Source organism: Haliscomenobacter sp. (assembly GCF_041740695.1).
In the GTDB taxonomy this organism is placed as follows: domain Bacteria; phylum Bacteroidota; class Bacteroidia; order Chitinophagales; family Saprospiraceae; genus Haliscomenobacter.
On the sequence record NZ_JBGSLK010000043.1, the window covers coordinates 145,990 to 159,402 of the forward strand.

The window sequence follows — 13,413 nt, forward strand, 5'->3', positions numbered from 1 at the left end:
GCGGGCTTATCTTCTTTCCAAACTTAAAGAAGCATAGGGACAAATGATGTTTTTGATTACGCCAATGAGGTAATCCATGCCGATGCCCACCAGGAGAATCAGAATTTGGATGGCAAAAACTGCATCTAGATGCAAGTGTTTATTCTGGTTCAGCAACATGGCACCAACTCCCCCTTCAGCGCGGGAAATCCCTTCCACCATGGTCAGCATCATCCAACTGATGGCAAAGTTTTGGCGAATGATTTCAAATACTTCGTGCAATCGCCCGAGGATGATGACTTCCCACACGGTTTGCCACTCACTCATACCCAAGGTACGTGCGTGGTTGAACTCTGTTTTGGGAATGGCCTGTATCATGGCGATCGCCGAAGTGACGAAAAATACCGTGATGCCAAACACCATCAGGGACACTTTGAGGCTGTGACCACCCGAGGTGAGCAGGGTAAAAACAAAGCTCAAACCTACCAGGGTCAAAAAGCGCCCTTTAGAAACAAGAAAGGCAGTGGGCCGGAAGAAGGGCAGAACCGTCAAATAGGACAAGGCCAGAGAAATCAAAATGGCCAGCCCCATGGCCTGCAAACAGAGCCCCATACTGGTGAACAATTCCCGGATCAAATCCCCCCCCTTCAACAGTCGGCTGAAAGCCCCAAGGATTTCGGGCGGTCGGGGCAAAATTTCGGAAGAAGAATACCAGGCAATCATGGCGATGATGACTTGCACCACGATGATCAGGGCCATGGTGGCTTTGCTGACGCTGGTATTGGGTTTGAAGGCACGAATGAGGTCTTGGAGGTAGTTGGACATATTGTACATTTGTAGGGGCGACCCTGCGTGGTCGCCCCTAATATTGGGCAGTCAATGGCAACCACATAGGGTTGCCCCAACGGTCGCCCCTACGGATGTTTATTTACCCATAATAATTTCCACCCGGCGGTTTTTCGCCCGCCCAACCGGTGTATCATTGGATACAATTGGGTTGCTGGCACCGTGTGAAAACACAGTTACCCGTCCTTCCGGGAAGTTATTGGCTGATTTGTTTTCCAACCAGGTTTTGATCGCAAAAGCACGACGCTCCGACAGCTTCAGGTTGGCAGCAGGATCGCCAACATTGTCGGTATGGCCATGCACTTCTACTTTCAGGTTGCTCGCAATCACTAAGTCATTGAACAATTGCTCCATCACTCCCTTCGCTGCTGGGGTAAACTCAGCGCTACCCGAAGCGAATTCGATGGCCCAGGATTTTTTACTCACTGTTTCGCGGATGTTGTCATCGGCATTGAACTCGGCCTCGTCGGCACTGGCAATGTCGCTACCTGCACGAGACAGTACACTCTTGAGGAAGCGGGTATTGATTACCTGTTCAGCAGTGGGGTAAGAAGGCACCAGATCGGGGTACAATTTCTGCACGATGTCCCCAAAAGTGGTGTATACAATTTTGATGATGTTGGTACTACCGGGGTTGACACCAAAAATTTCGGCGTTGTCGGCCAGGTTGTTGACCCGTGAGCCACCCAGTTCAACTGGCAAACCTTTGCGGTCGGTTTCGGTTACCCCTTTGTAGTATTTTTCCCAATAATCAGCAGTTTCTTCGTTGTAGATTTCGGCGCTGATTGCCGCAGCTTTTTTAAGGGCTGGGGAGAAGGATTTCACCTGGTCGCCACCAGCAGCAATACCTTCGATCAGGTTTTCTACCAAGCGAGGATTGTCTTCCATCCACTTTTTGATGCCAATCAATACACAAGGCATCTGGCTGCGGTATTCCTTGGTGGAAACGATGGAAATCAAACCACCTTTCTTCTTAGCCACCATTACGTCTCCAGGCGTCCAGGTGGTGACCCCGGTTACCCCAACGGTTACTTTTTTACCAGTACGTTGGCCTTTTTTGACTTCGTCGCGCTCTTCCGTATAGCCATTGATGTACTTTTCAGAGGCATCGATGTAGGTGTCGGCTGCGATAAAGTTCATGGCTTCAGGGTCGTAGGTGGTTTCATCCGCATTGACGGGGATACCGTTGTCGGAGCACCATTTGATCACGATGTTCCAGTCACCATCCCGCAATACAGCAGTGGTTACGCCGCCCCGGGCAGCCTGGGGATTCTCTTTCCAGGCCGGTGGGCCCATAAATTTGTCTTCGCCCAAAGAACGACCGCAGGTAAAGATGATCTGAGCACGGTATTCCTCGCCCAGTTTTTCGAGTTGGGGGTTTAGCCCAGCTAGAAACGCAGCAGCGCCGTCACCCATGATGGTGACAAAATGAGCACCTTGTCTGGTCTCAGGATCACTCTTGTAACTTTCTGCAAATTTGACCAAAGCGGCCTGCATTTGAGGTACATCATCCTGACGAGTGATTTTCAGATTGACTTTTTTAGAAGCCATGATGCTTCCTTTGGTGGTTTCAGCGCCACCATTGGCCAGAATAGCGCCCATTTGCGCGTTCCAGGCCCAGAGTAGCCAGCGGATTTCCGGGCTGTTGACGTTGGCGGGTGTTGAACTAGGTAGCGCCAGTACTTGTACACTTGTAGCTGCGTTTTTGGGTGCATCTGGCAAGTCTACTTTTTCAATCACGGTTGACTCCTGAGTCGTTCGCTGACCCAAGTAGCCCATGTTACCCAAAATTTTTACACCAGCAAAGATTACGCCCCCGATGACCAGGAGCACGGCGAGTTTGCCTAAAGTGGTTAATCGTGCCATAATGAGATAAGGGTTTTCCGGATTTGCTGCGGGTGGAAACACTCCACCTGCTTTTCATACGGTTTTTTGTGCTTTAGGGTTACTGTGTTGTTCCATTTAGTTTTGTTCCAGCTCCCCTGTTGATTTTTTTGATGTGAACAAATATAATTGAAATTTGGAAGGGAAAGCAAAGATTGTCGCTGAGAATACACGGAAAAACGATTGGTCGAAGCAAAAAATCGTTGGAACTGCATTTTTCAACTTTGTCTTCTCAGCCAAAAAAGCCAATTCAATACACAATTAAACAAAATCCTTCCTGAAACATTTAAATAGTATAACTTAGCATTAAAGTAGTTTGGTACTCAGTCGCCTAATTCTTCATCAGAACGCTTACACTCATGCAAAAACCAATACCTTCTCTGCATATCCTTTTTTTGTGTTTGTTGTGCTCAGGTTTGCTCCATGCACAAAATTGGAAAGGGCGTGTGATTGTAAAGCATTTAGGTGACTCGATATACAGTCCTATTCAATTAAAAAATCAATCAAGGAAAATAACTATCAACACTGATTATCAAGGTTTTTTTGAGCTAAATGCTAAAGTGGGGGACAGCATTTTTATTCATTTGGGTTCACCTGACATGGTGTTTTCCCCTAGTGACACTTCCTTGATTTGGGATGGGACACAAAGTATTATTGATATTCTGGCCAAAGAAATCATGTTTGTTTGTTGGGTTCCTGTTCGCAAACACTTGCAAGCAAATAAAATTACAGATCAGTCCTTCTCACCTGGCAACCGCTACAACCTCTACCAACTCATCCAGGGTAAAATCCCCGGCGTAGTCATTTCCCGCCCAGGGGGCGATCCCAATTACGACTACCAGGTGCAAATTCGGGGTTTACACTCCGCCATTTATACTGGCTTCGCCTACTTCCCTACCGCCAATGGCTACAACCAGCAATTCAATCATACCCAGCCCCTAGTTGAGGTAGACGGCATACCCGGACTGGCCTTACAGAGCATCGACCCTCAGGATATCGCCAGCATCGAAGTCATCAAAGACGCTGCATCCCTGGCCATGTATGGCATGCGTGGTGCCAATGGTGTGATCAAAATCCAAACCAAAACCGGGGCCTTGAACAGCCGTGGCCTCGTATACTCCACTTACTTGGCCATGGATCGCGCCAGCAATCCCGACCGAGGCGTTGATGCCAGCACTTACCGCCGCCTCATTGGCAACAATGGAACCTTCCAGGGGGTAAACCGGGACTTGGGCGCGAACAATGATTGGTACCAGCTCATCTCCCGTACTGGTTTTAGTCAGGCACATAATCTGGCTTTAAACGGAATGGCCTTGGGCTCCAGCTACCGCTTGGCGGTCAATTTCCGCAATGTCAATGGCATTGCCCAAAAATCCAATTTCGATCAGGTCAACGCTTTATTCAATTTTAACAAAGCCATTCAAAAAGGAAAAGGTAAGATCGAAGGCCTGTTCTCCGTCAACAAACGCAACAATACTGAGGTCAATCCAGATATTTTCCGCAACGCGGCTTTAATGAATCCGACGGCACCGATTTTTTCCGATACCCCGGCGTTGAGTGGTACTTATTACCAGCCGAATGTTTTTGGTTTAAACAACCCATTGGCCATTTTGAACTGGCAAACTTTTGAAAACAGCTATCAAACCTCAACGGCGGGTTTAAAAGCCGAATTTGAGATACTGGCTGGTTTCAAAGCAAAAATACACACGGCCTTTCAACACAACCGGGATACTTATGGATGGGCCGCGTCAGAACGGACTTTCGGAGGCTACGGTGGCTTTAGCTCCTGGGAAGAGCGCAAACTCAGCCATTGGTATGTGGATGCCCAATTGGCGAAAACCTGGAAAAGACAAAATCATCAAATCGAGACTCAACTGGGCTACACCTACCAGCGCTGGGATGGCCGCGGGATCCGCCGCGACGGTATTTCTACTTCTGAAAGCCTGATTTCCTATCGCCCTTTGATCAATGTGCAAGGAAAACCTGATTTTTTGGATCGGGAAGACCCTTATCGGGAAAGTGACGAAATGCCCGCAGCCTATTTGCAAACCTTGTATACTTTCAAAGAGCGCTGGTTTGCTCAAGGCAGCTTGCGTCGCGAAGGTTTTACTCGTTTGGGGACTGAAAAATGGGTGGTTTATCCCGCTTTGACGCTGGGAGGAATAATCATTCCCCAAGGCAAGGTCATCAACCATTTGCGCTTGCGGGCAGGTTATGGGGTCACTGGCAATATTCCGCCAAAAACTTATGCTACAGAACTGGTGGTATTGCCCGGCGGCGTTCCAGCCTACATCAATGGCGAGTTTAAACCCGGCATTTATTATCCTTTTGTACCCAACCCGAATTTACAAGCCGAGCAGCGTAAGGAGTTGAATGTCGGCCTGGAGGCAGAATTATTGAACCAGCGCCTACAAATACAAGTGGATCTTTACCGAAGTCGCTCTTCCAATTTGTTGTGGCAATATTCAAGTTCTGTCGAGAATGCTTTTGCCAATACCTATTTTGAAAACCGAATGGAACTAGTCAACCAAGGAGTGGAAATCCAACTCCACCTGACTGCCATCGACAATGGTGACCTCAAGTGGCAGAGTGACCTCAATGTTGCGCACAACCGCACAATATTAGCGAGCCCCTTCCCCTCGACTATTCCTGGTGCCACGGTCAATACTTTGCCAGCAGGTTCGCCGGGTAGCCCCGGATTTTGTTGTGCCGCTTTGCAATTGCTGGAAAACCAAAAGCCAATCGGACAGTTTTATACCTACCGCAGCAATGGCATTGATGCCAATGGGCAATGGCAAACTGCAGATTTGAACGGCAATGGACAAATTGAAGAAGTTGGCGATCGCCAAGTCACGGGCAATGCTCAACCTGACCTGACTTTGGGTTGGGACAATACCTTGCAATGGAAACAGTTTACGGTCAATGTATTTTGGCGTGGTGCAATTGGGCACGACCTACTCAATGTTTTTAACCTGTTTTACGCCAATCCACAACTTTTAAAGGACAACCAGGGCTACAACATTCCCGAGGTAGCTTTGAGCCCAGGCTTCGCCAAATTGAGAAGCCAATACAGTTATATTTCAGATTATTTTGTAGAAAATGCCTCCTTTTTGCGCCTCGACAATCTGAGTATTGCTTATGATTTCCCCCAAAGCCCTCAAAAAAAATACAACCTGAAATTATACTTAAGCGCCCAAAATTTATTGACCATCAGTTCCTTCACAGGCAATGACCCCGAAGTACGGCTGTCGAATGTGGGCACACCTTTGTTGCCCGGCATTGTCAACCCCAATTATTACGGATCACATCGGGATTTGAGCGGCTTTGATCGTGGTCGTTACCCCATTGCCCAAACTTTAGTACTCGGCGCGGTGCTAAAATTATAGCCAAAGGACTAAGTAGTGGGGCAAAAATAAGTGCTCATTTTTCCTAAGCCAGAGGATTAGATAAGACACTTGGAATGAAACGTTTACTTATCTAATCCTCTGGCAAAATGAGCACTTATTTTTTTATCGCCCCTAAACAAAGATCAGGTTTATATCTTTGTAGTTCAAAAGGATTGACCATTATGCTGTTTGTGCAACCAAAAGGCCATTTATTGCTGTACTTGTGCCTCTGCTGTGTAGTTTTTTCGTGTCAAAAATCGACTAATCATACACTTTTTAAAACTGTTCCCGCCGCTCAGTCCAGCATTGACTTTGCCAATACCCTGCATGAAACCGAAGATTTCAACATCATCGAATACCTTTATTATTACAACGGTGGCGGGGTAGCCACAGGTGACCTCAATGGTGATCAGCTGCCCGATTTGTTTTTTACCGCCAATCAAGGCGAAAATAAATTGTACCTCAATCGTGGTGGACTGAAATTTAAAGACATTACCAAGGAAGCTGGCATCCAGCAAAATGGTGGCTGGTCAACTGGTGTCACCATGGCCGACGTCAATGGTGATGGTGCGCTGGACATTTACGTTTGCCAGGTGGGGCAGTACAAAACCCTGCGTGGTCGCAACCAATTGTACATCAACGACGGCAAAGGGAAATTCAGCGAACAAGCTGCTCGATACGGGCTCGACTTTGTCGGCTTCTCCACCCAGGCCGCTTTTTTTGATTACGACCGCGATGGCGATTTAGACTGCTACCTGCTCAACCATTCCATCCACGACGCCGAAAACTACAACCGCGCAACCATTCGCAGCAACCGCGACGAGCTATCCGGCGATCGTTTGTACCGCAACAACGGCGATCGTTTTGAAGACGTCAGCGCCAGTGCAGGCATTTATGGCAGTAAAATTGGCTTTGGCCTGGGCATCGCCATTGGCGACCTCAACAACGACGGTTGGCCCGACATTTACGTGTCCAACGATTTTCATGAAAACGACTACCTGTACTTCAATCAGGGCAATGGCACTTTTCAAGAAACGATGGCACAATCCATGGGCCATACCAGCACCTTTTCGATGGGCAATGACCTGGCCGACCTCAACAACGATGGCTGGATGGATCTCGTCACGATGGACATGAAAGCCAACGACGAAAGCATCAACAAAAGCTCCGTAGGCGCCGATCCGTACAACATCTTCCAAGCCAAACTCAACTACGGCTATCATTTCCAATACCCGCGCAACATGTTGCAACTCAATCGGGGGGTAGTTGCTGGCCAAAAACATCCAGGTTTTTCAGAAATCGGGCAACTGGCGGGCATCAATGCCAGCGATTGGAGTTGGGCTCCCTTACTGGCCGATTTTGACAACGATGGCTGGAAAGACCTCTTCATTGGCAACGGCATCTGGCGGCGGCCCAATGATTTGGATTACCTCAAATTTAGCTCCAATAGCAGGGTTCAACAGTCTGCGCCAGACCTAGCCCTGGTGGAAAAAATGCCCTTTGGTAAAGTTGCCAATTTTGCCTACCGCAATCTGGGCGACCTGCAATTTGAAGATGTTTCTGCTGCCTGGGGTCTCAATTTTGCAGGTTGTTCCAATGGTGCTGCTTATGCCGATCTCGATCAGGACGGTGACCTGGATTTGGTACTCAACAATTTGAATGAAACCGCCAGTTTGTACGAAAACACCGCCCAGAGCAAACCCGACCAGCACTGGTTGAGCATCCGTTTACAAATGCCGGGGAAAAACCCCCTTGGATTTGGTACCCGCGTCCGCATTGTCGCCGATGGCAAAGAACAAGTCCAGGAATTGTACAGCACGCGGGGCTTTCAATCCGCTGTGGCGCCCGTCCTACATTTTGGGCTGGGTAAAGCCACCAAAATAGAGATCGTGGAACTGCACTGGCCAGATGGCAAGGTGCAACAACTACGCAATGTCAAAGCTGATCAACATTTAAGCATACCCTATCAGCAAGTAAAAGATGCCGCAATCCCTTCTAATCAGCCTATCTTTTTACAAGAAATTGCGGCCCAATTGGGATTAGATTATCAACACACCGAAAACGACCACATCGATTTCGATCATGAACAACTCATGCCCCACATGCTCTCTACCCAAGGCCCAGCGATGGCTGTAGGTGATGTGGATGGCAATGGACTGGAAGATGTATTGCTGGGCGGTCGTGGGGTGTATTTGTATAAACAGCTCAGTGCAGGAAAATTTGCCAGACAAAATTTAGCCATTGATTCTACCCAAGAAATGGTGGACGCCGCGTTTTTTGATGCCGATCAGGATGGTGATTTAGATGTATACCTGGTAACTGGTGGGCACCAATATTCGGGCAAAAGTCCTGCCCTTCTGGATGTCTTGTTGTTCAATGATGGCAAGGGTCAATTTTCTCAGGACATTTTTGCCCTGCCCCTGGATTATGCCGATGGTTCTTGTGTCGTCCCCTTTGATTTTAATGGCGATGGTGCGCTGGATTTATTTGTCGGCAGCCGCTCCATTTTTCCTTCTTATGGGATAGTGCCAGATAGCCATTTGTACCAAAACGATGGCAAGGGCCATTTCAAAGATGTGACCGCCCAAGTGGCACCGGAGTTGCAAAAAATCGGCATGGTCAGCGACGCTTGCATAGTCGAGCAAAAGGATGGCCTTCAGTTGGTGGTGGTCGGTGAATGGATGCCCGTTTGTATTTTTGGCATTCAAAAAGGTCAATTCAGTCTGAGTAAAATTCCCAACTCCGAAGGTTGGTGGAATACGGTGACGGCAGTGGATTATGATAAGGATGGGAAAAAAGACTTGCTGCTGGGCAATTTGGGCTTGAACGCCGAATTAAAAGCTTCACTTGAATTACCGGTGGAATTGTACGTCAAAGATTTTGATCAAAACTACCAAACCGACCCCATCCTCACCTATTTCAAACAAGGTCGCCGATACACTTACGTCAGCAAAGATGAACTGACCAGCCAATTGAACATCCTCAAAAAGCAGTTCCTGGAATACCGCCCTTTTGCCGAATGTGGTTTTGAACAGGTGTTTACCGATGAAATGTTAAAAGGCGCAACCCATCACCGGGCGGTCAATTTTGCTTCCTCCTGGGGCAAATACCAGGGCAAGGGGCAGTATACCTTGGCCGCATTACCCATCGAAGCCCAATTGGCACCCATTTTTAACTTCACCGAAACGGACCTCAATGGCGATGGCCAAAATGAAATTTTGAGCGTAGGCAATTGGTACGGCATCCGACCAGGTTTGGGGCGTTACGATGCGGATTATGGCTGTGTGCTCACCCGAAAAGGAAAATCCTGGGCCGCCATGAGTCCGGCGCAAAGTGGTTTTTGGGTGAATGGGCAAGGACGGAAATTGGCTATGCTCAAAGATGGGACAGTTTTAATTGCGCGGAACAATCGGAGCCTAATGGCCTGGAAAAAGGTGAATAAGTAAAAATTACTACATAGCTTAGCATCGTAGATGTACACCTAAGGTGATTCTAAAGTGTCTTTGGTTTCTTAGGTGGTGAAAAACAACCTCACTTCACTCTGCCACATATTTCCTTTTTACCCCTAAAAGGGTGAATTTTATCCAAAAATATTGTCCTAATATTGCTGCCGATCACCACCGATTCGAGCGGCATTCAATTGCGTTAACCATGTATGTCAAAACGAAACATTATCTGCTGCTGCTCGGCTGTATCCTGTCCATTTTTAGCACTGCCCAAAGCGTGCAAGTACTCAGTGCTGGCACCAAAAGTTCTTTTCGAGGATTAAGTGTAGTCGACGACCAAACCCTCTGGGTCAGTGGTAGCTCAGGCACCGTGGGGCGATCCACCGACGGCGGCCAAAACTGGCAATGGCTGACAGTCAAAGGCTACGAAAAAACCGACTTCCGCGACATCGAAGCTTTTGACGCCCAAACCGCCGTCATCATGGGCATTGCGGCACCGGCCTATATCCTCAAAACCACCGATGGGGGCCAAAGCTGGAGCAAAGTCTACGAAAACCGCGATACTTCCATGTTCCTCGACGCCATGGATTTTGTAGATGCTCAGCACGGCATCGTCATCGGCGACCCCCTCCAAGGCCGGGTATTTATGGCCAAAACTGCCGATGGGGGCAACAGTTGGCAGGAAGCACCCAATGCTGAACGGCCAGCTGTAGCCACGGGAGAAGCCTTTTTTGCCAGTAGTGGCACCAATATACGCTTGTACAGTCCTACTCAATACGCCCTGGCCAGCGGGGGAAAACAGGCCAACCTGTTTTTGTCGGGTAAAAAGATCAAGCTCCCTTTGATCCAGGGAAAAGAAACTACTGGTTCCAACTCCATCGCTCTTAAGGGCAAAAAGACCTTGATCGTAGTCGGTGGTGATTTTATGACCAAAGATTCAACAACGCTCAATTGCTTTGTTTCCAAGAATGGGGGCAAAACGTTTTCCGCTCCCCAAACCAGCCCACACGGCTACCGCAGTTGTGTGGAGTATTTGGGGCAAAAAAACTGGATCGCCTGTGGCTTAAATGGGGTGGATTTCACGACCGATGAGGGCAAAAGCTGGTCTTGGATCAGCAAGGAAAGTTTCCACGTTTGCCGCAAGGCCAAAAATGGAAGCACGGTTTATTTTGCAGGTGGCGGTGGCCGGATCGGTAAATTGATCAGCAATTAACTTTTACACTCACGAAAATCTAATCATATGCGCGGGTACGGAATTGCCGTTTTGCTGAGCTTAGTAGCAGCCATTGGTTGGGCACAAATGACCACAGATCTTCCTTTTGAACTGAAGATTCTGGATGAAAAACAAGCTCCCCTGATCGGAGCTACCGTAGAATTGCTCGGCAGCGCCTCCCCTACCCCACTGCAAATGGCGGTGAGTGACGAAGGTGGCCTGATCAATTTTGTGCTCAAAGCCAATACCACTTACACCCTCAAAATCCGCTACGTTGGGTACGCTGAACTCAGCACCGAGCTCAAGTCCGAAACCGTAACGACCCAAAAACTCAGCCTCAGCCTGCAACCCGACAGCAAAACCCTGGAGGGCGTCACCGTATCCGGGCGCAAATCCTTCATCCAACGGGTGCAAGGCAAAACCATCGTCAACGTCGACGCCTCAGTAACCAATGCCGGAACCACCGTGCTCGAAGTATTGGAAAAATCACCCGGCGTGATGGTCGACCGCAACGGCGGCCTCAGCCTGATGGGCAAAACTGGCGTGCTGGTGCTGATCGACGATAAACCCACCTACCTGAGCGGGGCAGAATTGACCAATCTCCTGAGTGGCATGAGTTCCACCCAAGTTGATCAAATCGAACTGATCACCAATCCCTCCGCCAAATACGACGCTAGCGGCAACGCGGGCATCATCAACATCAAGACCAAAAAGAACAAACAAAAGGGTTTCAACGGCAACCTGACCACGGCTTACGGCCAAGGTTTTTATCCCAAAAGCAACAACAGCCTGGCCTTCAACTACCGCAACGGACGCTTCAACAGCTACCTGACTTACAGCAGCAACTTCAATACCAACTACACCCGCCTATACGCCTTGCGGGAATACTACAACCAAAACGACCAACTGGAATCCCGCCTGGATCAGCCAACCCTGCTGGTCAATCAGAGTTTCAACAATACCCTCAAAACTGGCTTCGACTATTCTCTTTCGGACAAAACAACCCTGGGTTTGGGACTGACCGGCATTACCAATCGCCGCAAAGGCAGCGGCAATGCCCGGGTGGCCTGGGAGACACCCCTGGGACAAATCGATTCCAGCATCGCTACCCAAAGCAGCAGTTCAGGTCGGTTCAGATCGGGTGGATTCAACGTCTACGGCAAACACAACTTCAGCAAAACCCAACAGTTGTCCGTCGATTTTGACTGGCTCAAGTACGATATCGACAACAGCCAGTTGTTCCTCAATTCCCTGCTGGCCGCTGGTGGCTACAACGAAGGTGCCCGGGGGTATTTACCATCCCTCCTGGAAATTGCCTCCTTAAAAGTAGATTACAGCTGGCAAATCAACGACAATGGCAAGTGGGAAGCGGGTTATAAAAACTCCAACATCGACACCGACAATACCGCCGACTACGAAATTGGGAATGGCACGGCCTGGTACCAGGATTACGGCAAAACCAATCGCTTCCTGTACCAAGAAAACATCCACGCCTTGTACAGCAGTTACGAGCAAAAGCTGGATCGTTTGTCCTTTCAGGTCGGTTTACGCTACGAACGCACCAATTACGACGCCCACCAGTTGGGCAACGTGGAGCGCCCGGATTCGGCTTTTTCCCGCAAATACGCCGGATTTTTTCCCTCAGGTTACCTGTCTTATCAGCTGGATTCTTCCAATGTGTTGACCCTTACGGCAGGCCGACGCCTGGATCGCCCAGCCTTCCAACACCTCAACCCCTTTGTCAATATCCTCAACAAGTACACCTATGAACGGGGCAATCCTTTTTTCCAACCCCAATACACCTGGAATCTGGAGTTGAGCCACCAGTACAAGGATTTCCTCACCACTGCGGTATCTTATGGCATCATCAGGAATTATTTTTCACAGCTCTTCTTGTCGGAAGGAGAAGACATCCTGATTTATACGCGGGGCAATGTGGGTAAAATGTACAACCTGGGCCTATCCGTCGCCGCCAATTTTTCCCCAGCCAAATGGTGGTCTTTTAATGGCCAGGTGATTTTTAACAAAAAAGACTTTCAAGGTTTTCAGGACAGCAACTATAGTTCGTCCGTCGCCCAGATTAATTTTAGTGTCAACAACCAGTTTCAATTGGGCAAGGTGTACAGTGGTGAAATTTCGGGAAGCTACACCACGCGTTCGCGCAACGACATCCAGGAACTCCTCTACGATTCCGGGCAATTGTCTTTTGGTGTATCCCGACCTGTACTGAAAAAACAGGGTACACTCAAACTCAGCGTCAGGGATCTTTTGCATACCCGGATCATGGAAGGTTTGACCGATTTCCCGGATGCAGAGGAGTATTTCATCATCCACTGGGATTCGCGGGTAGTCAATCTGGCTTTTTCGTATCGTTTTGGGAAGCCACTAAAGTCGGCGCGGCGGAATGGTGGTGCGGCGAGTGATGAGATGGAGCGGGTGGGGAATTGAGTTTGTATGGAGATGAAGTGCTCAAATTTTTCAAAATCCCACCAAAGCGGCATATTTTTTCACAAAGAAAACAGTAGAGTAGAGAGAAGCGGCGCCGCCGCTTCTCCCCCTCGTCAAACCGTACGTGCGGTTTTCCCGCATACGGCTTTCCTATGATCTTCGTCATCAGCTTTCACAGGCGAACACCTCTGCCAGTGTATTTTGTCGGGTC

At 48.7% G+C, this 13,413-nt stretch carries 6 protein-coding genes; 4 read left to right on the top strand and 2 right to left on the bottom strand.

Annotated features, from left to right (window positions below; translation table 11 throughout):
• Positions 1–6: 6 nt before the first annotated feature.
• On the bottom strand, positions 7–804 hold the full coding sequence (locus tag ACEW9O_RS09515; RefSeq protein WP_373549920.1) for an ABC transporter permease: 798 nt from the start codon (positions 802–804) through the stop codon (positions 7–9).
• A 99-nt stretch (positions 805–903) separates the two neighbouring features.
• On the bottom strand, positions 904–2,691 hold the full coding sequence (locus ACEW9O_RS09520; protein WP_373549921.1) for an OmpA family protein: 1,788 nt from the start codon (positions 2,689–2,691) through the stop codon (positions 904–906).
• Positions 2,692–3,419: 728 nt separating this feature from the next.
• On the opposite strand from ACEW9O_RS09520, the gene ACEW9O_RS09525 reads away from it, so the two are divergent.
• The 4 genes from ACEW9O_RS09525 to ACEW9O_RS09540 all read left to right on the top strand — a co-directional run bounded on the left by ACEW9O_RS09525 (position 3,420) and on the right by ACEW9O_RS09540 (position 13,202).
• Positions 3,420–6,095, top strand: a complete 2,676-nt coding sequence (locus ACEW9O_RS09525; RefSeq protein WP_373549922.1) for a SusC/RagA family TonB-linked outer membrane protein — start codon at positions 3,420–3,422, stop codon at positions 6,093–6,095.
• Positions 6,096–6,277: 182 nt separating this feature from the next.
• A complete protein-coding gene (locus ACEW9O_RS09530) occupies positions 6,278–9,541 on the top strand; it encodes a VCBS repeat-containing protein (RefSeq protein WP_373549923.1) in 3,264 nt (1,087 codons plus the stop codon).
• A 205-nt stretch (positions 9,542–9,746) separates the two neighbouring features.
• Positions 9,747–10,754, top strand: coding sequence for a WD40/YVTN/BNR-like repeat-containing protein (locus ACEW9O_RS09535; RefSeq protein WP_373549924.1), 1,008 nt, complete (start codon positions 9,747–9,749; stop codon positions 10,752–10,754).
• 27 nt (positions 10,755–10,781) lie between these two features.
• A complete protein-coding gene (locus ACEW9O_RS09540; RefSeq protein WP_373549925.1) occupies positions 10,782–13,202 on the top strand; it encodes a TonB-dependent receptor domain-containing protein in 2,421 nt (806 codons plus the stop codon).
• Positions 13,203–13,413: the final 211 nt, after the last annotated feature.

Coding starts and splice junctions, on each gene's coding strand:
- ACEW9O_RS09515 (WP_373549920.1), bottom strand. CDS start 804: ATGTCCAACTACCTCCAAGACCTCATTCGTGCCTTCAAACCCAATACC.
- ACEW9O_RS09520 (WP_373549921.1), bottom strand. CDS start 2,691: ATGGCACGATTAACCACTTTAGGCAAACTCGCCGTGCTCCTGGTCATC.
- ACEW9O_RS09530 (WP_373549923.1), top strand. CDS start 6,278: ATGCTGTTTGTGCAACCAAAAGGCCATTTATTGCTGTACTTGTGCCTC.
- ACEW9O_RS09535 (WP_373549924.1), top strand. CDS start 9,747: ATGTATGTCAAAACGAAACATTATCTGCTGCTGCTCGGCTGTATCCTG.
- ACEW9O_RS09540 (WP_373549925.1), top strand. CDS start 10,782: ATGCGCGGGTACGGAATTGCCGTTTTGCTGAGCTTAGTAGCAGCCATT.